The organism is Streptococcus sp. 1004_SSPC (genome assembly GCF_001069025.1).
In the GTDB taxonomy this organism is placed as follows: domain Bacteria; phylum Bacillota; class Bacilli; order Lactobacillales; family Streptococcaceae; genus Streptococcus; species Streptococcus vestibularis.
In genome coordinates this window covers 20977-38517 of record NZ_JWGQ01000126.1, presented here as the reverse complement: position 1 = coordinate 38517, position 17541 = coordinate 20977, and the positions used below count along the sequence as shown (strand labels likewise).

Here is a 17541-nt window from a genome sequence, read left to right as displayed (position 1 = left end):
TATGACATTTTTTGATAATCTAAAAAACAAACTTTTTAAAGAAGAAAATAGCGGAAAGGGTAAGGATTCCCAGCCTGCTGAAAAATCGAAGAATTTACAAAATAAGATAAAGGGACTCTTTGCTAAGAAACCTGATGAGGTTGAACAAGCCGTTGAAGACTTGGATATGTCTCAGGAAAGTCAAGAGACGTCACGTTACCAACGTTCTAAGCAAAAGAAACCTATTGATACCACCAAACCCTTAGGTAAGGTTCAGGCGTTCTTGAGCAAGTTTACGCTTTCGCCAAGAAATCCTATTCGCCGTTTCTGGCGTCGCTATCATATTGGGAAAATTCTCTTTATCATGCTAGCTGTGCTGGTTCTGACAGTAGGTTCCTACCTTTTCTATATTGCCAAGACGACCAATGTTTCAGACCTTCAAGATGCCTTGAAGGCTACTACGGTTATCTATGACAAAGAAGGCAATCAAGCTGGTTCTTTGTCAGGGCAAAAAGGGACCTATGTGGAACTAGATGCTATTAGTGATAGCTTGGAGAATGCTGTCATAGCAACTGAGGACCGTACCTTCTATAAAAATAGCGGGGTTAACGTCAAGCGATTCCTTCTGGCTATTGTATCTATGGGACGCTTTGGTGGTGGTTCGACCATTACCCAACAGTTGGCTAAAAATGCCTTCTTGACACAAGAACAGACAGTCACTCGTAAGGCCAAGGAATTCTTCCTCTCTTTGGAATTAACCAAGAAATACAGCAAGCAAGAAATCCTTACCATGTACCTCAATAATGCCTACTTCGGGAATGGTGTTTGGGGTGTTGAAGATGCTAGCCAAAAATACTTCGGGACAAGTGCTGCCAATCTAACTGTTGATGAAGCAGCGACCCTCGCGGGTATGCTTAAGGGACCTGAAATTTATAACCCAATCGATAATATCCAAAATGCGACCAACCGTCGAAACACTGTTCTCTCTAACATGGTTGATGACAAGAAGTTGAGTCAGGCAGATGCCGACAGTGCGGCTGGAGTTGATATGGCTAGTCGCCTAGATGATACCTATCAAGGGACTGGCGATGACTACAAGTATCCGTCCTACTTTGATGCCGTCATTGAAGAAGCTACGAAAACTTATGGCTTGAGTGAGGATGAAATCGTTAAAAATGGCTACAAGATCTACACAGAGATGGATGCCAACTCACAAGCTAACATGCAGCAAACCTATGAAAATACTTATCTCTTCCCTACATCAGAAAGTGACGGTAGTACAGCTCAGTCAGCTAGTGTGGCGCTTGATCCAACAACTGGAGCGGTCCGTGGTCTAGTAGGTCGTGTAGGTGGTACCAGTGATACAACCTTCCGTAACTTTAACTATGCAACCCAAGGGAAACGTAGTCCTGGATCGACCATTAAACCTTTAGTGGTCTATGCCCCAGCTCTGGCTTCAGGATGGAGCATCAATAAGGACCTTCCAAATAAACCAATCGACTATAACGGCTATACTCCAACCAACTACGGTGGTGTTGAGACTGAGGATGTGCCCATGTATCAAGCTTTGGCCAACTCCTACAATATCCCAGCAGTTTACCTCTTTAATCAAATCGGTATACAAAAAGGGATTAGTTACGGTCAAAAATTCGGTCTTAACTTTGACAATGTTCCAGAAGAACTGGGAATTTCACTTGGTGGTGGTGTGACAGCTAGTCCTCTTCAAATGGCTCAGGCTTATGCGACCTTTGCTAATGGTGGTGAGATGAATACGGCTTATTTCATCACTAAAATTGAAAATGCTAGTGGTGACATTATCGCTACCCGTAGTAAGAAGTCTAAGCGTGTTATCAGCCAGTCAGTAGCTAACCAGATGACCAGCATGATGCTTGGTACCTTCTCAAATGGTTCTGCTGTGAATGCCAACTACACAGGTTATACTATGGCAGGTAAGACAGGTACTGTTCAGGCTGAATTTAACAAGGATTTGACCAGTGATCAGTGGGTTATTGGCTATACTCCGGATGTGGTTATGACGACTTGGATTGGTTTTGATAAGACTGACGAGAATCACTACTTAACAGGAGCAAGCTCAGGAACAGCTTCAACTATTTTCAGCTATATCGCTGCAGATGTTTTGCCAAATACACCAGGTAATGAGTTTACCGTTGAAAATGCCTATGCGGCTGATGGTCAAACACTAGACTATACGGCAGATCCAAATGACTCTCGTAATAGCAGTAACAAGTCATGGACAGACAAGGCTTCAGACGTTGTCAATGATGTAAAAGATCAAGCAAGCAGTCTATGGGATAAGATTTCAGACTCCTTATCAGGTCTATTCAGATAGCTTGTCAATTGCATTTAAAAGTGGTAAGATAAAAAACGGAGGCGTTATGGCACAGAAAAAAGCAAGCCTAGCGTGTGCTGAATGTGGGAGTCGAAACTACTCAATTAATGTTAGTAGTACTCCCAAACCAACACGACTAGAAGTTAACAAATTTTGTAAACATTGTAAAAAATACACCTTGCATAAGGAAACAAGATAGGAGACACCGTGAGACAAACTGGAAGTATTTTCAAAGTCTTGAAAGACACGACTTGGCCAGACCGTAAACAACGCTGGCACGATTTTAGTTCAGTTCTTGAGTATACTGCATTCTTCACTGTCATCATCTATGCGTTTGATGAATTGTTGAGTCGCGCTATGTCAGCACTGATTAACTTTTTCTAAAGAAAACATAAAAAGAGTGGGCATGCCTGCTCTTTTTTGTTATAATAAATGTAGATAAAAGCGAGAACAAGGGCCATCAGGCTTTTTTATTACGCTTTGAATTAAAACATAGGCATTCATTTACATTTAACGCTTGCGCTTCGAAGATTGATGGTCAATGGTGTTTAAATGTCATTTAGAACAAAGAAAGGAATCCTAAAATGCTAGATTCATTCGACAAGGGCTGGTTCGTCCTTCAAACGTATTCAGGATACGAAAATAAAGTTAAAGAAAATCTTTTGCAACGTGCTCAAACTTATAACATGCTTGAAAATATCTTGCGTGTTGAAATCCCAACTCAAACGGTCAATGTTGAGAAAAACGGTAAAGTTAAAGAAGTGGAAGAAAACCGCTTCCCTGGTTACGTTCTTGTTGAGATGGTAATGACAGACGAAGCCTGGTTCGTTGTCCGTAATACTCCGAACGTTACTGGTTTCGTTGGTTCTCACGGTAACCGTTCTAAACCAACACCACTTTTGGAAGAAGAAATCCGTCAAATCTTGATTTCAATGGGTCAAACTGTTGATGTATTTGATACTAATATCAAGGTTGGAGATGTGGTTCAAATCATCGATGGTGCCTTTATGGGTCAAGAAGGCCGTGTTGTAGAAATTGAAAACAACAAGGTTAAAATCATGATTAATATGTTTGGTTCAGAAACAGCTGCTGAACTTGAACTTTACCAGATTGCTGAACTTTAAGATAGACAAAAAGAGGTTGGGCTAAGAGACTTCAACCTTGGAAGACTATCTCATTAAACTTGAGGGAGAGGCTAGAAGCTAGATTTTTGAAATTTAGTTCTGTGTCACTCCCTTTTTCTAACGGATGATGATGAATTATAAACAATTTTACAATAGGATTAGCGGTCCATTGCGTCCTTATGCTAGGGTCTTAGGAGGATTGAACAAGGCTATCACAAGGACTTTTTACCTGCTTTTTCCGATATTTATTAGTTTGGTTTGGCTAAGGAATGGCTGGTTTGTTCTCTCTACGACAGTGCTTATTATGGGGGGAGGCTTTTTCCTTCTTTCTCTTGGTCGTAGCTTTTATAATCGCCCACGCCCATATCAGACCTGGGACATTCAGCCACTTATTAAGAAGGACAGTCTGGGTAAGTCTTTTCCCAGTCGGCATGTTTTCTCAGCGACTGTCATTGCTATGTTGGTACTGACGCTTAACCCCTGGCTAGGTGGGACTATGCTTTTTCTGGCGATGGCTCTAGCTTTTTTGCGCGTGCTAGGTGGTGTTCACTATCCTAGTGATGTTTTAACAGGCTATGTCATTGGAATTCTGGTAGGTCTCCTTCTTTATCTTTAGAAAATTTAGGTCTTCTTCGTGAGAGGGAGTCTTTTTTCCTTGGAAAAAGAAAAGGCCCCTTAGGGTACCTTTCCTTCTGTTCTAAAATCGAGTTGGCAATTAAAGTCTGTTCCTACTATTAGATATTGGCTTAGTTTAGGACATGCTCTGTAATGGCTTGAGCGACACCATGATCATCATTTGAAGCCGTTACTAGGTTTGCAGTTTCCTTAACCCCTTCAGGTGCATTGCCCATGGCAATTCCTAGACCAGCCAGAGCTAGCATGGGACTATCGTTGAAGTTATCTCCGATGGTCATGACTTCTTCAAGAGGAAGGTCATAATATTTGGCAACTTCAAGGAGAGCGTGTTCTTTAGAAACGTGTTTGGCAGTGACTTCAAGATAATTATCTTTGGACAAGTAAAAGGCTGTCTGTGGAAAATCCATGCTTAGGAGTTTTTGGTGGAGGTCCTGGATAACTTCAGGCTCATCAATCAACAATAGCTTGTGGATAGGTGGTTCTGAGTCTGAGACCGTGTCTTGCAGTTCCTTAATGATAGGAGATTCACCCGTGATACTTCCTTCCAACTGAGACCATTTGTCTAGTTGGTTGGTAATCCAGTCCTTGCCAGAGTAGATATTCACAGAGACACTTGGGTAATCTGTGGATAAGTAGTTAAGAAGCTCTTGAATCTCAGCTTTATCCACAGGGTGTTGGATAATAGTACGATCACCCTCAAGTACTAAGGCGCCGTTGTAGCAGGCGATGGGGTTGTTATGAAGTCCCAGTTTATGAGCAATTGGTTGCATCCCTAGTGGCGAACGGGCAGAGGCTAAAACAAAGGGAATATTTGCCTTTTCAAGCTCTGGCATTACCTCAATCAGTTGCTCATCCACCTGGTGGTTACTAGTGAGAATAGTGCCATCAATGTCACTGATAATCAAACGGATATTACTCATAATCGCTATCCTTTCCATCATATAAAATTGTTACTTTGTCTTTAAGGGCTTCGACCAAATCAGGATCAGGTTTCTTATCTGTAATCCAGTAGTCAAAGTCTTCAATCTTACCCAAGATATATTTGGAATGTTTTTCATACTTGTCTGATTCAGCGATAAGAATCTTAGTTCGGGCAGCCTGCATGGCTAGTTGCTTAACGGCAACGTCCTCCTCGTCCTCATAGCTGACCACTCCTTGATTGAGACTAGCCGCTCCAAAGAAGGCTAAGTCAAATTGTAGATGTTGCAAGAGCTGGGCTTCGTGAAGCGAATAGTAGAAGCGGTTTTTACTGTAAAATCTTCCTCCCAAGAGATGGAAGTCAACGCCTTCTTTACCACTTAGGATCAAGGCGTTGTCCAAAGAGTGGGAGTAGACAGTGATCTTCTTAGTCAATTTTTGTGAAACTTCAAGCATCAGGGTAGAGACATCGAAGAAGAGTAGAGCTTGGTCTTTGACCAAGATAAGCGCTAGGTCTGCCATTTTTTTCTTGTCTTCAGTGAGTCCTTTCTGACGTTCTTGGAAGCCAAGAACAGTGGTATTTTTTACTGGAAGAATGCCACCATGGGTACGCTGAGCCAGATTCCTCTGGCTGAGACAGTCGAAATCTCTTCTGACAGTGTCTTTGGAAACTCCTAATTCATCGACCATTTCCTTGACAGATAGGTTTCCCCTCTCTTCCAGGAGTGTTAATATTTTCTCTAATCGTTGCTCCTGATACATGAGTCACCTGCTTTCTGATACTAGTATAGCATCTTTTTGCTTTTTTTTGCAAACAAAAATGCAAAAAAACGCAAACTAAACCAGGGTCAATTCGTCTCTTAAACTTCCCTTACCATCTTTAAAAATCCCTCAAAAATGCTATAATAGAAGCATTACGAATATTGGAGAGAGACCATGAGTTTTTACAATCATAAAGAAATCGAGCCTAAGTGGCAAAAATACTGGGCTGACCATCACACTTTTAAGACAGGAACAGATGCCTCAAAACCTAAGTTTTATGCGCTTGACATGTTCCCTTATCCATCTGGAGCGGGTCTTCACGTAGGACACCCAGAAGGCTACACAGCGACAGATATCCTTAGCCGTTTCAAACGTGCGCAAGGTTACAATGTCCTTCACCCAATGGGATGGGATGCCTTTGGTTTGCCTGCAGAGCAATACGCTATGGATACAGGTAATGACCCAGCAGAATTCACAGCGGAAAACATTGCCAACTTCAAACGCCAAATCAATGCACTTGGCTTCTCTTACGACTGGGACCGTGAAGTCAATACTACAGATCCAAACTACTACAAGTGGACGCAATGGATTTTCACTAAGCTTTACGAAAAAGGTTTGGCTTATGAAGCTGAAGTGCCAGTAAACTGGGTTGAAGAATTGGGAACAGCTATCGCCAACGAAGAAGTTCTTCCAGATGGAACATCTGAGCGTGGTGGCTATCCAGTTGTCCGCAAACCAATGCGCCAATGGATGCTCAAAATCACTGCCTATGCTGAGCGCTTGCTCAATGACTTGGATGACCTTGACTGGCCAGAGTCTATCAAGGACATGCAACGCAACTGGATTGGTAAATCAACTGGTGCCAATGTCACTTTCAAGGTGAAAGGAACAGACAAGGAATTCACCGTCTTTACGACTCGTCCAGATACTCTTTTTGGTGCGACCTTCACTGTTTTGGCGCCTGAACATGACTTGGTAGATGCCATCACAACACCTGAACAAGCTGAGGCTGTAGCTGATTACAAACATCAAGCCAGCCTTAAATCAGACTTGGCTCGTACAGATCTTGCCAAGGAAAAAACAGGGGTTTGGACTGGTGCTTATGCCGTCAACCCTGTCAATGGTAAAGAAATCCCAATCTGGATTGCTGACTATGTTCTTGCCAGCTACGGAACAGGTGCTGTTATGGCCGTACCTGCCCACGATGAGCGTGACTGGGAATTTGCAAAACAGTTTGACCTTCCAATCGTAGAAGTCTTGGAAGGTGGAAACGTTGAAGAGGCTGCTTACACAGAAGATGGCCTTCACGTCAACTCTGACTTCTTGAACGGTCTCAACAAAGAAGAAGCGATTGCTAAAATCGTGGCTTGGTTGGAAGAAAAAGGCTTTGGTCAAGAAAAAATCACTTACCGTCTTCGTGACTGGCTCTTTAGCCGTCAACGTTACTGGGGTGAACCAATCCCAATCATTCATTGGGAAGATGGAACTTCAACAGCTGTTCCAGAAAGTGAACTCCCACTTGTCTTGCCAGTAACCAAGGACATTCGCCCTTCAGGTACTGGTGAAAGCCCATTGGCTAACTTGACAGACTGGCTTGAAGTGACTCGTGAGGATGGTGTCAAAGGTCGTCGTGAGACTAATACTATGCCACAATGGGCAGGTTCAAGCTGGTACTACCTCCGCTATATCGATCCACACAACACAGAGAAATTGGCTGACGAGGACCTTCTCAAACAATGGTTGCCAGTCGATATCTATGTGGGTGGTGCAGAACACGCCGTGCTCCACTTGCTTTACGCTCGTTTCTGGCATAAATTCCTCTATGACCTTGGTGTTGTACCTACTAAAGAGCCGTTCCAAAAACTCTTCAACCAAGGAATGATCTTGGGAACAAGCTACCGTGACCACCGTGGAGCTCTTGTGGCAACTGACAAGGTTGAAAAACGTGACGGTTCTTTCTTCCATGTGGAAACAGGAGAAGAATTGGAGCAAGCACCAGCCAAGATGTCTAAATCCCTCAAGAACGTTGTTAACCCAGACGATGTGGTGGAACAATACGGTGCTGATACCCTTCGTGTCTATGAAATGTTCATGGGACCACTCGATGCTTCAATCGCTTGGTCTGAAGAAGGATTGGAAGGAAGCCGTAAATTCCTTGACCGTGTTTACCGTTTGATTACAAGTAAAGAAATCGTTGCGGAAAACAATGGCGCTCTTGACAAGGTTTATAACGAAACTGTTAAATCTGTTACTGAGCAAATCGAGGCTATGAAATTCAACACAGCCATTGCCCAACTCATGGTCTTTGTCAATGCGGCTAACAAGGAAGATAAACTCTATGTGGATTACGCTAAAGGCTTTATCCAATTGATCGCCCCATTTGCGCCTCACTTGGCGGAAGAACTCTGGCAAACAGTTGCAGAAACAGGTGAGTCTATCTCTTATGTAGCTTGGCCAACATGGGATGAAAGCAAATTGGTTGAAGACGAAATCGAAATCGTCGTTCAAATCAAAGGAAAAGTCCGTGCTAAACTCATGGTCGCTAAAGATCTTTCACGCGAAGAATTGCAAGAAGTCGCTCTAGCTGATGACAAAGTCAAAGCAGAGATCGAAGGTAAAGAAATCGTGAAAGTAATTGCGGTACCAAATAAATTGGTTAATATTGTTGTAAAATAACCAATTTATTTGCTGATTTCCAACCTCAAACAGTTTCCCAAACTGTTTGAGCCAACCAAGCTTGTAAATATCGTTGTGAAATAAAATTAAAATTCCTTCAGAGCTAAGTTCTGGAGGATTTTTGACTCTTCTTGACAAGAAAACGATATTTTGTTAATATCATTAACAAAAAGAAGGAAACTATGAATAAGAAAGAACTGCATAAGTTTAATAATCGTTTTAACAGCTTTGCTTTAGCTTTTGAACAGTTGAAAAAGGATCAGCATAGGAATAGTATTGATAAATCAATCACTATTAATGAAGTCCATTTGATTGATCTAATAGGTCGGAATCAGCCTGTGAATCTAGTGAAATTATCTGAGTTACTTGAAGTATCAAGGAGCGCTATTACTCAGAGTGTTAGACGTTTAACCAAGAAAGACCTCGTTACTTTTGAATTTGCACAGGATAATGAAAAAAATAAATATCTGATATTATCCAAAAAAGGGGTTGAAGTTTTTAACATCCATAAAGAGCAGCAAGAACATATTGAAAAAACCATTTTTTCAGTTTTAAGAAACTATAGTGATGAGGACCTTCAAATGGTTATGAAACTGATGGATGATGTTGAACAGGTATGGCGAGAATTACCGTGGTAAAAATCACGGTAATTTTAAAACTACATTGTTAATTACATTAACAAAAAAGAGGAAGATATGAATATACAAATTGAACTTATCTCAGAGTCTGAGTTAGCAGACGAATCTTTTAATATTGTCATCAATGGCTTAAAACCAAGAGAAACATATAGAGTCGAGATGTACCTAACTGATTATTATTGTATCAATCCCCCCATGCTTTTAGCCCATGATGTTTTATGGAGATCAACAGGGACTTTTGTATCAGATAAGAATGGTATTATTGATATTTCACAAACTCCATCTTGTTCTGGCTCTTATGAAGGCATTTCAACAATGGGACTATTTTTTAATGCTAAGCCCTTAACCAATGAGAGAAAGAAACTTCCAAACTCTCTTTCTGAAATTCCCTTATTAGATCATTTTTTTGTGGATATCAAAATTATGCAAGGAAATACTGTCATTGCAGAGAGAACTTTCACAAGACATTACATGAGTTCGCAAATTAGTCATCAAGATATTTACGGGAAACATTTTCAAGGTCGATTATTTTATGATAAAAAGTTAAGAAAGGCGCCAGCCGTGATTATTGTGAGCGGTAGTGAAGGACGGATTGAAAAGGCACAGAATATAGCTCAGCTTTTATCTTCTAGAGGCTATATTTGTCTTGCGATAGCTTATTTTGGTTTAGAGGGGTTACCAAAACATTTGGAGCGTATTCCTTTAGAGTGCCTTGTGGAAGCAAAGGATTATCTACGTCAGCATCCCCAAGTAGATAGTGAAAAAATTGGAATATATGGACGGTCTAAGGGAGCAGAATTCGTTTTAGCTGAGGAGAGCCTTTTTAATGACGTTCAATGTTTGGTACTAAATTCACCCTCTGATGTGGTATATGAAGGGATAAAAGGGAAATGGAACTCTCATACTTCTTCTTGGACGCATTTGCAAAAAGAACTTCCCTATCAAAAGTTTCGACTTGGAGATTATCTATTCAGTAAATTTTTTAGAAAAAACTTCCCTAAAGATTGCTCTGCTAGGATAGATATTGGTCAAATGCATTCACCAATCTTATTGCTCGGAAGTACTGTTGATGAAATATGGGATGCCTCGTCAGCGATTGATGATATTGTCTCACATTATAAAGGCCACTACATTACCTTTAAAAAATATCATGAAACAGGTCACATGTTGACGGTGTCTTATCAACCAAATCATCGTTATCGAAAAGATTGGTGTTTACTGATGGAAGAGAGTAAGGATTCTTGGTTGGCTACGATTCATTTTTTTGATAGGTATTTGAAGAAGTAATAAAAATAGATTATAAATATGCTATAATAGTTCCAACTAAGATAAAAACACAGTTCTGGTTGGTAGTCCAGACGTAGGCAAGCCTATCAGTAACCTTCCTCCTTGGTTGTCCATTCTTAGGGATAGATTTAAGGAGGTGCTGTCGTGGAAACAATTTCAATTGGATTGACAGTTTATTTTGAAGATGGATTTTGGCATGGTTTGTTCGAACAAGCGTATCGAGAAACTTATAAAGTTTGTCGTGTGACATTTGGTCAGGAGCCAAAAAATGATGAAATTCTAGAGATGTTACAGACTCAGTTTACCCAATTATCTTTTAGTCCAGAGACTACAGTTAAGCAACATGTAAAAATCAAGAATCCTAAACGATTACAGCGAGCTGTGAAGAAACAAGTAAATCAGAAAGTTTCTTCTAAGTCGAAAGAACTGTTACAGTTGCAGTATGAGGAAAGGAAAAAGATTTCAAAACATCAATCTAGTGTCCAAAAGCAATTGCTCAAACAAGAGAAATTTGAACGCAAACAGCAAAAACGAAGAGAGAAGCATAAAGGACATTAATGTGTTTCTCTTTAAAGAAACAGCTCTTTTCTAAATAGAAAGGAGCTGTTTTACTAGTATTGAAGAATAGATTTTAACTGTTTTCAAATCTAGTTACTTATCGTCAAAACTTTTACTGATGATAGTTTCAAATTCAGGACAATACTTACTTGCCTCAAATTCAATGACATCATATTGGGCAATCTTATTTTGATAGAATGGATCGTGTGTAATGATTTCTTGAACAGCTTCTTTATTTTTAGCTCTCACGAGAATGATACCGCCGGTTCTTGGATTTTTCCTTCCAGATGCGATAAATAGACCTTTTGTATAATACTGATTCAAAAAATTTATGTGTTTTTCTAAGTATTTTTCAACTGCATCAAGGGGCTTAATATAGGTAAGATTTACAATAAACATAAGTGACTCCTTTAAAATGAATGATAAATAGATTATAATACTCTACAAACAAATTGAATAGTAGGCACATTTTTGTAAGGAGAAAAAATGTTAACAAATAAAAAATGGAATTGCAGTATGTCTCGGGTCTTAGATGTGGTTGGTGGGAAATGGAGAATGAATATATTATGGGTTATAAACAAGCATAAGAAAGTTCGTTTCAATCAATTGAGAAGAGAAGTTGAAGGGATTACAACTATCAGTTTGACACGTGGACTAGATGTTTTAATAGAGAACCAATTGGTTGAGAAATATGATTTTGAAACTATGCCACTCCATACAGAATATGGGCTGACAGAAAAAGGCAAGTCACTGATGCCGATTTTAAAGGACTTGAATCAATGGGGAAAAGAATGGCTGCAATAAATTTTCTCCTCATTTTAATCTCTTCCATCCCTCCACTTAGACTCTCATTTTAACCACTTATCCCCAAAAGCCGTTTTTTAAGCGGCTTTTTTGCTAGACTGGTTCTACCAAAAGGAGAGAGAACATGATATTACAAGCTAAAAACATCAGTAAACGATATGGAAATCATTTAGCCGTAAACAATATTCACTTACAGTTTGAAAAGGGAACCTTTAATGCGATTCTAGGACCAAATGGGGCGGGGAAATCAACGACGATTTCCATGTTGATTGGTTTGAAACAACCAACGCAAGGTGAAATCATCTATGAACCCGGTACTAAAATTGGTGTGGTCTTCCAGACTAGTGTTTTAGATGAGATGCTGACGGTTAGGGAAAATCTGACTATTCGTGCGAAACAGTATAAAGGCTTAAAACCCGATCGTGTGTCTGATCTCATTGGTCGGCTAGGGCTATCAGCTTTTCAAAAGCAGAAATATGGGACGCTTTCAGGTGGCCAAAAGCGTCGGGTTGACATTGCACGTGCTTTGCTCTCACAACCAGATATTCTGTTCTTAGATGAACCAACGACAGGTCTGGATATCCAAACTCGGAAGTCTATTTGGGATTTGCTCTATCAATTGCAGAGAGAAGAAGGAATGACCGTTGTACTGACCACGCATTATCTTGACGAAGCAGATGAAGCTGATCAGATTTATATTGTGGACCATGGGAAAGTGATTGCTCAGGGATCGGCATTAGATATTAAGAGCCAGTATGCAAAAAACATCTTGAAGATTCGTTTCAAGGAGATAGAGCAGATAGAAAGTCTTAAAACTTCGGGAATGTCAGTAGAGCAACAAAGTCAACTGGAGTATGTTTTTCAACCTGAGAGTGAAAGGGAAGCCATTGATTACCTGGCACAAGTTAGAGATAGAATAGCCCATTTTGAGTTTCGTCCAGGGACCATGGATGACGCCTTTATTGCACTTACAGGAAGGGAGGTTCGCTAATGCTAGCCTTACTAAAGCGAAATTTTTTATTGTACTTCAGGAATCGTTCAGGAGTTTTCTTCTCCTTGTTGGGAGCCTTGATTTCCTTTATTCTCTATATTATTTTTCTTCAAAAAAATCTAACAGATGCTTGGGCTGAACTCCCCAATAGTGGTCCTTTATTAAATAATTGGTTAATGAGTGGGACGCTAGCTGTGACAGGGATTACGACGAGTCTGGCTGCCCTGACTCAGTTGGTAAAGGACCGTGAACATCAAGTAGATCAGGATCTTTATTTATCGAATCATGGGAAATGGCGGTTACCATTTTCGTATCTAGCGAGTGCGATCATCATTTCTTTTGCCATGCAGGTCCTTATGTATGTGCTGATGTGTGGCTATTTTAGAGAAGTGCCAAAATTATCCATACTACCCGAAGTGCTCCTCATTATGATGCTTAGTAGCCTGCTTTCTAGCTTAGTGAATGCCATTTTTGTTTACTTTTTCCAATCCGTAGACAGTCTTGGAAAGTTTGCGACCATAGTGGGGACAGCTTCTGGTTTTTTGGTAGGAACTTATGTACCTTTGGGCGTTTTACCTGATTTTGCACAACTACTAATGAAATGTACCCCAGCAACTTATATTGCTGCACTTTATCGACAAGTCCTCATGAAAGAAACATTAAGTGAGACCTTTAAAGGTCAAGATAACCTTCTTCAAGAGTTTCAAGAAAAAATGGGCATTCAGCTCAAGTGGCAAGGTTTATTGACAAAGGAAAATACTTACCTTATAGTGTTAGGAGGTATTCTTCTAGCAAGTATTCTTTGGATTATTTTAGTGAAAAGAACTAGTCAGAAAAAATAAGTGAGAGTTGGAATAGGAATGAAACTTCGTTTTGAAGAAAAATCGGATATTTCGGCAAAGGATCCCTGTGTGGTCATCCAAGCAGAGCGATTGTCTGATCAAGCACGAGAGGTAATGGATTATCTCGAACAATTTTCAGTTGTAAATCAAGTGGTGATTCCTATTAAAACGGATGATCATTTGGTTATGGTAAAAATTGACGATATTATCCTAGCTGAGATTGAGAAGAATGTGTTGACGATTTATACCGTAAACAATACCTATACGATGAGAGAGACACTGACAAACTTTCAGCATCGCATCAACCGTCGAAGTTTTTTACAGATATCACGTCATGCTGTTATGAATATAGACCATTTGGAGTCCCTATCAGATAGTTTTTCTGGCAATATGATGGCTAAAATGACAGGTGGAGTGAAGTCCAGTGTCAGCCGAAAATATGTCAAATCCTTGATGGATTATTTAGGGGTGTAGGAGGAACCAATGAAACGTTTAATTGCTTATTTTGTATCCGGCGTGAGAACGGGATCGTTCTTTTACCTTGCACTCCTTTTACTTGGTCAATTATTTCCGCAGCTTATCTATCCCAAAGTTAGTGTTGGGAATATTTTAGCCCTCTTTATGATGAGTGGTTTGATGGGAATGCTCTCGTGGATTTTGGAAGAGCTTGACCGCATGTCGTACAGACTTAGAGTAATCTTGCATTTCTTGTTGACGGCGATTGTACTTACACTGACTTGCCTACTATCAGGCTGGTATGAGGCTTTAACGAACCCTGCTATCTGGATTGTTTTCATTTCCGTTTATAGTATTATCTGGCTTTATCTCATTTGGCAAATGCATATGAGAACACAGCGTATTAATCAAGCTTTACTACATCGTCGAAGCCAGAAAAAGAAAGAAAAGTAATAAATTATAGTAAACTTCAAAAATACTCTTTTTCCTCTTGACCCTCACGCCACGTCATAGCTTATACTCTTAATCAGAGAGGAGTTCTAATGAAATCTGTAAAAGAAGTGAGCCAACTATCAGGTGTCAGTGTGCGCACCCTTCATTATTATGACGAAATTGATTTGCTGAAACCGTCAGTTGTGGCTGAAAATGGTTACCGTTACTATAATCGCGATGCGGTTGTCCGTTTGCAGGAAATATTGCTTTACCGTGAGTTAGACTTTCCTCTCAAAAAAATTAAGGAAATCGTAGGTCAACCAGGTTATGACAAAGTTCAAGCGCTTAGGGATCAGATTAAGCTCTTAGAGCTGAAAAAGTCCCGGTTGGAAGCCGTCATAGCTCATGCCAAGGCCTTACAAATGGAGGAAGAAGAAATGTCATTTGAAGCATTTGATCAAAAAGCTGTAAAAGCCTTTCAGGAAGAAGCTCAGGCTAGATGGGGTCAGACAGAAGCTTATCAAGCTTTTGCGGCTAAGGAAGAGGAGTCCTTCCCTGAAGTTACAAAGGAGATGACTGCAATCATGTCTACCTTTGGGCAGCTCAAGGAGTATAATCCTGGTGATGATAGTGTTCAGGAGCAAGTAAAGGCGTTACAAGATTATATTAGTCAGCATTTTTATCCATGTGACCAAACGGTATTAGCTGGTCTAGGTCAGATGTATCAAACAGATAATCGCTTTTCTAGTTTTATCGATAAAGTCGGAGGATCGGGTACTGCCGCCTTTCTCGCAGAAGCTATTCGTATTTATTGTCAATAAACTAAGGCCAAAGTCTATAAGACTTTGGCTCTTTTCATGCCATAGTGACATTTATGTCACTATTTTTATAATCATTTAATGCTTATAATTAATGTATCGTTTTAGAAGGCGATTAGTTAAGTGTTTCTGCTATTTTGCTTGAAATTTTCTTGCAGATAATCAGATAGAAATTGATCAAATTCTAACCTAAATCAAATTTACGGAGGGAATCATGTCCATTTTAACCATCGACCACATCTCAAAGTACTATAATCTCGACGGTACGAACCAAGAGCGCGCTTTGAACGATGTTACACTTGAGATTGCACCAGGAAAGATCACTGCTATATACGGTCCATCTGGCTGTGGCAAGACCAGTCTGCTTAGTATTATTAGTGGCTTGGATAGTCAGTATCAAGGAAATCTTTATTTCAAAAATCAAAACATGCGAGATTTTTCAGAGCGTGACTTGACCTATTTTAGAAAGGCTCACATTGGCTTCGTCTTTCAAAATTTCAATCTTATCCCTCATCAATCAGTCCTTGAAAATGTCAAGATGCCTCTTTATGTTAAAAATATGACTGATAAAGAGATGGCCGAGATTGCGGAGAGGGAGCTTAGCCGTCTTGGAATCGGAGACTTTATCAAGAAAAATGTTAAGCAGCTTTCTGGTGGGCAAAAACAACGTGTGGCCATTGCCCGTGCCCTAGTCAATAATCCAGAAATGATTGTGGCTGATGAACCGACAGGTTCTCTTGATTCTCAGTCTCAGGAAAATGTTCTCGAAATTTTTAAAGAGCTAGCCGAGGCAGGTAAAACTGTGATTATCGTAACCCATAACCCTGAAGTGGCGGATTATGCGGATGTTGTCATTAAAATGAAGGATGGTGAAGTCGTTGAAACAATCGAAAAATAAGGGGTTGACCCTCAAGAACAAGCTCAAATTGTCATTGAACAACTTTATGGAACGTAAGTGGCGTAATCTTTTGATTGCGACGGCAACTTCCATTGGTTTTATCGGTGTCTTGATTTCCTTTGGTTTGGGAAATGCTATTGTTGGTATGCTTAATGATAGTACCGATGGTGGCAACATTCCATCCCAAATTCAGATCAGTCTTAGTGCTAAATCAGCAGCCAGAGGGGTTCTAAATGCGGATGACGAGAAGTTTATTCGTAGCCAGATTAAGAGTGATGACATTAAGTATTTGGAGAGTCCCTTTGGAATGAACATAGCAAGTCTTACCCTTGATGGCAAGACCATGGATTTCAGTAAGGACCTTCCTAACTATTCTCAGGTTATCAGTCTTTACAAGAACACAAAAATCTCTACATCTCGCAATGATAAGGATAAAATTTCAGCTGGGAAATCTTTTAAATCTGAAGATGAAAAGGGCTTAACTCTTCCGATGAGTTTTGTCAAACGCTATAACCAAGAAACAGGGAAGAAGCTCAAGGCTAAAGACTTTATCGGTAAAGAAATTTCAGCTCAGATTGTTGAAAATACTGCTGAGGGAACTAAAGTAGCGGATATCAAGACTAAGATTGTCCGTATTGTTGATGATAGCGAGGATGCTGAAGAGAGCAATAGCTATATGCCAGCCAAACAATTGGAAGAATTGCTCAAAGAAAATGGCTTTACCAAAACAGTCTCTTACATGCTTTTGGAGCTCAAGGATCCAGCCAAGACTAAGGAAGTCACTAAAAAATTGCAGAAAAACAAGAAGTATCTGGTTCTTTCACAGCAGGCTATTCTAGATGTCATTATTAAATTCATCCGTGTGATCCAGGCCCTCTTGATTATCCTTTCGTCACAAGCTATCCTAGTTTCAGCTGTCATGATTGGAATTATCATCTATATTAACATCATGCAACGCTCAAAAGAGATTGGTGTTATGAAGGCCGTCGGTTACCTTAATCGTGACGTGAAAGCTATCTTTGTTTATGAGGCACTTTGGATTACGGGTATCTCACTAGCTCTTGCTCTCCTTGTATCGCAGGGTATTGGAAGCTTGGCCAACATGATTGTTTCACATCTCTACCCAAGTGTCAGCAAGGTGTTTGACCTAAATCTGACCTCAATTCTCATCATGTTTGGCTTCTCACTCTTGATGGGCTATGTGTCAGCCTACCTTCCAGCCCGTAAAATCAGTAAAATGGACCCTGTCGAGTCTCTAAGGTATGAATAGAAATAAAGAGTAGTCTCCTCAGGCTACTCTTTTTTGTCAAAACAAGCATTAGAAAAATCTGAAAATCCAAACAATAATTAACTTTCTGAAAAGTGGAGACAA

20 protein-coding genes are annotated in these 17541 nt (G+C 40.1%); 17 read left to right on the top strand and 3 right to left on the bottom strand.

Annotated features, from left to right (window positions below):
• Window position 1: 1 nt before the first annotated feature.
• The 5 genes from pbp2a (at window position 2) to ADF62_RS09100 (ending at window position 4069) form a co-directional block, all read left to right on the top strand.
• Complete coding sequence (gene pbp2a / locus ADF62_RS09115; protein ID WP_048788640.1) at window positions 2-2329, top strand: penicillin-binding protein PBP2A; 2328 nt, start codon at window positions 2-4, stop codon at window positions 2327-2329.
• Between the two features lie 46 nt (window positions 2330-2375).
• The gene (gene rpmG / locus ADF62_RS10550; protein ID WP_002886472.1) at window positions 2376-2528 is read left to right on the top strand and encodes a 50S ribosomal protein L33; all 153 of its coding nucleotides are present in this window, start codon (window positions 2376-2378) and stop codon (window positions 2526-2528) included.
• Between the two features lie 8 nt (window positions 2529-2536).
• Window positions 2537-2713 carry a preprotein translocase subunit SecE gene (secE, locus tag ADF62_RS09110; RefSeq protein ID WP_003095130.1) on the top strand — a complete coding sequence of 59 codons (177 nt, stop codon included), beginning with the start codon at window positions 2537-2539 and terminating at the stop codon, window positions 2711-2713.
• Between the two features lie 200 nt (window positions 2714-2913).
• The gene (gene nusG / locus ADF62_RS09105; protein WP_002883644.1) at window positions 2914-3453 is read left to right on the top strand and encodes a transcription termination/antitermination protein NusG; all 540 of its coding nucleotides are present in this window, start codon (window positions 2914-2916) and stop codon (window positions 3451-3453) included.
• 127 nt (window positions 3454-3580) lie between these two features.
• On the top strand, window positions 3581-4069 hold the full coding sequence (locus ADF62_RS09100; protein WP_048788639.1) for a phosphatase PAP2 family protein: 489 nt from the start codon (window positions 3581-3583) through the stop codon (window positions 4067-4069).
• A 130-nt stretch (window positions 4070-4199) separates the two neighbouring features.
• On the opposite strand, the gene ADF62_RS09095 is transcribed toward ADF62_RS09100, so the two are convergent.
• Window positions 4200-5009, bottom strand: a complete 810-nt coding sequence (locus ADF62_RS09095; RefSeq protein WP_048788638.1) for a Cof-type HAD-IIB family hydrolase — start codon at window positions 5007-5009, stop codon at window positions 4200-4202.
• Complete coding sequence (locus ADF62_RS09090; RefSeq protein WP_014633839.1) at window positions 5002-5769, bottom strand: DeoR/GlpR family DNA-binding transcription regulator; 768 nt, start codon at window positions 5767-5769, stop codon at window positions 5002-5004. The genes ADF62_RS09095 and ADF62_RS09090 overlap by 8 nt, the downstream gene beginning before the upstream one ends.
• 174 nt (window positions 5770-5943) lie before the next feature.
• On the opposite strand from ADF62_RS09090, the gene leuS reads away from it, so the two are divergent.
• The 4 genes from leuS (at window position 5944) to ADF62_RS09070 (ending at window position 10928) form a co-directional block, all read left to right on the top strand.
• On the top strand, window positions 5944-8445 hold the full coding sequence (leuS, locus tag ADF62_RS09085) for a leucine--tRNA ligase (RefSeq protein ID WP_014633840.1): 2502 nt from the start codon (window positions 5944-5946) through the stop codon (window positions 8443-8445).
• Window positions 8446-8627: 182 nt separating this feature from the next.
• Window positions 8628-9083 carry a MarR family winged helix-turn-helix transcriptional regulator gene (locus ADF62_RS09080; protein ID WP_014633841.1) on the top strand — a complete coding sequence of 152 codons (456 nt, stop codon included), beginning with the start codon at window positions 8628-8630 and terminating at the stop codon, window positions 9081-9083.
• Window positions 9084-9140: 57 nt separating this feature from the next.
• The gene (locus tag ADF62_RS09075; RefSeq protein WP_048788637.1) at window positions 9141-10370 is read left to right on the top strand and encodes an acyl-CoA thioesterase/bile acid-CoA:amino acid N-acyltransferase family protein; all 1230 of its coding nucleotides are present in this window, start codon (window positions 9141-9143) and stop codon (window positions 10368-10370) included.
• Window positions 10371-10514: 144 nt separating this feature from the next.
• Window positions 10515-10928 (top strand): YjdF family protein, encoded by a 414-nt coding sequence (locus tag ADF62_RS09070; RefSeq protein WP_014633843.1) that lies wholly within the window; start codon window positions 10515-10517, stop codon window positions 10926-10928.
• Between the two features lie 93 nt (window positions 10929-11021).
• Here the strand turns inward: ADF62_RS09070 and ADF62_RS09065 are convergent, their stop codons facing one another.
• On the bottom strand, window positions 11022-11327 hold the full coding sequence (locus ADF62_RS09065; protein ID WP_014633844.1) for a YciI family protein: 306 nt from the start codon (window positions 11325-11327) through the stop codon (window positions 11022-11024).
• Window positions 11328-11414: 87 nt separating this feature from the next.
• Between ADF62_RS09065 and ADF62_RS09060 the strand changes: the two genes are divergently transcribed.
• From ADF62_RS09060 to ADF62_RS09025, 8 genes are all read left to right on the top strand, one after another.
• Window positions 11415-11732, top strand: a complete 318-nt coding sequence (locus ADF62_RS09060) for a winged helix-turn-helix transcriptional regulator (RefSeq protein WP_014633845.1) — start codon at window positions 11415-11417, stop codon at window positions 11730-11732.
• A gap of 124 nt (window positions 11733-11856) precedes the next feature.
• Window positions 11857-12723: an ABC transporter ATP-binding protein gene (locus ADF62_RS09055; RefSeq protein ID WP_014633846.1), complete on the top strand. Its 867-nt coding sequence runs from the start codon at window positions 11857-11859 to the stop codon at window positions 12721-12723.
• On the top strand, window positions 12723-13565 hold the full coding sequence (locus ADF62_RS09050) for an ABC transporter permease (protein WP_014633847.1): 843 nt from the start codon (window positions 12723-12725) through the stop codon (window positions 13563-13565). Before ADF62_RS09055 ends, ADF62_RS09050 begins: the two co-directional genes overlap by 1 nt.
• A gap of 18 nt (window positions 13566-13583) precedes the next feature.
• Window positions 13584-14039, top strand: coding sequence for a LytTR family DNA-binding domain-containing protein (locus ADF62_RS09045; protein WP_014633848.1), 456 nt, complete (start codon window positions 13584-13586; stop codon window positions 14037-14039).
• A gap of 9 nt (window positions 14040-14048) precedes the next feature.
• Window positions 14049-14474 (top strand): DUF3021 domain-containing protein, encoded by a 426-nt coding sequence (locus tag ADF62_RS09040; protein WP_014633849.1) that lies wholly within the window; start codon window positions 14049-14051, stop codon window positions 14472-14474.
• Window positions 14475-14563: 89 nt separating this feature from the next.
• The gene (locus ADF62_RS09035; RefSeq protein ID WP_014633850.1) at window positions 14564-15274 is read left to right on the top strand and encodes a MerR family transcriptional regulator; all 711 of its coding nucleotides are present in this window, start codon (window positions 14564-14566) and stop codon (window positions 15272-15274) included.
• Between the two features lie 211 nt (window positions 15275-15485).
• Window positions 15486-16169: an ABC transporter ATP-binding protein gene (locus ADF62_RS09030; RefSeq protein ID WP_014633851.1), complete on the top strand. Its 684-nt coding sequence runs from the start codon at window positions 15486-15488 to the stop codon at window positions 16167-16169.
• Entirely contained in the window at window positions 16138-17439 is a 1302-nt protein-coding gene (locus ADF62_RS09025) for an ABC transporter permease (protein WP_080568066.1), read from the top strand. Before ADF62_RS09030 ends, ADF62_RS09025 begins: the two co-directional genes overlap by 32 nt.
• Window positions 17440-17541: the final 102 nt, after the last annotated feature.

What these genes read in the sequence shown, in the direction of transcription:
- ADF62_RS09035 (WP_014633850.1), top strand. Translation starts at nt 14,564, where the DNA reads ATGAAATCTGTAAAAGAAGTGAGCCAACTATCAGGTGTCAGTGTGCGC.
- ADF62_RS09090 (WP_014633839.1), bottom strand. Translation starts at nt 5,769, where the DNA reads ATGTATCAGGAGCAACGATTAGAGAAAATATTAACACTCCTGGAAGAG.
- ADF62_RS09080 (WP_014633841.1), top strand. Translation starts at nt 8,628, where the DNA reads ATGAATAAGAAAGAACTGCATAAGTTTAATAATCGTTTTAACAGCTTT.
- ADF62_RS09075 (WP_048788637.1), top strand. Translation starts at nt 9,141, where the DNA reads ATGAATATACAAATTGAACTTATCTCAGAGTCTGAGTTAGCAGACGAA.
- ADF62_RS09100 (WP_048788639.1), top strand. Translation starts at nt 3,581, where the DNA reads ATGATGAATTATAAACAATTTTACAATAGGATTAGCGGTCCATTGCGT.
- ADF62_RS09030 (WP_014633851.1), top strand. Translation starts at nt 15,486, where the DNA reads ATGTCCATTTTAACCATCGACCACATCTCAAAGTACTATAATCTCGAC.
- ADF62_RS09065 (WP_014633844.1), bottom strand. Translation starts at nt 11,327, where the DNA reads ATGTTTATTGTAAATCTTACCTATATTAAGCCCCTTGATGCAGTTGAA.
- leuS (WP_014633840.1), top strand. Translation starts at nt 5,944, where the DNA reads ATGAGTTTTTACAATCATAAAGAAATCGAGCCTAAGTGGCAAAAATAC.
- ADF62_RS09045 (WP_014633848.1), top strand. Translation starts at nt 13,584, where the DNA reads ATGAAACTTCGTTTTGAAGAAAAATCGGATATTTCGGCAAAGGATCCC.
- rpmG (WP_002886472.1), top strand. Translation starts at nt 2,376, where the DNA reads ATGGCACAGAAAAAAGCAAGCCTAGCGTGTGCTGAATGTGGGAGTCGA.
- pbp2a (WP_048788640.1), top strand. Translation starts at nt 2, where the DNA reads ATGACATTTTTTGATAATCTAAAAAACAAACTTTTTAAAGAAGAAAAT.
- ADF62_RS09055 (WP_014633846.1), top strand. Translation starts at nt 11,857, where the DNA reads ATGATATTACAAGCTAAAAACATCAGTAAACGATATGGAAATCATTTA.
- ADF62_RS09040 (WP_014633849.1), top strand. Translation starts at nt 14,049, where the DNA reads ATGAAACGTTTAATTGCTTATTTTGTATCCGGCGTGAGAACGGGATCG.
- nusG (WP_002883644.1), top strand. Translation starts at nt 2,914, where the DNA reads ATGCTAGATTCATTCGACAAGGGCTGGTTCGTCCTTCAAACGTATTCA.
- ADF62_RS09095 (WP_048788638.1), bottom strand. Translation starts at nt 5,009, where the DNA reads ATGAGTAATATCCGTTTGATTATCAGTGACATTGATGGCACTATTCTC.
- ADF62_RS09060 (WP_014633845.1), top strand. Translation starts at nt 11,415, where the DNA reads ATGTTAACAAATAAAAAATGGAATTGCAGTATGTCTCGGGTCTTAGAT.
- ADF62_RS09025 (WP_080568066.1), top strand. Translation starts at nt 16,138, where the DNA reads ATGGTGAAGTCGTTGAAACAATCGAAAAATAAGGGGTTGACCCTCAAG.
- ADF62_RS09050 (WP_014633847.1), top strand. Translation starts at nt 12,723, where the DNA reads ATGCTAGCCTTACTAAAGCGAAATTTTTTATTGTACTTCAGGAATCGT.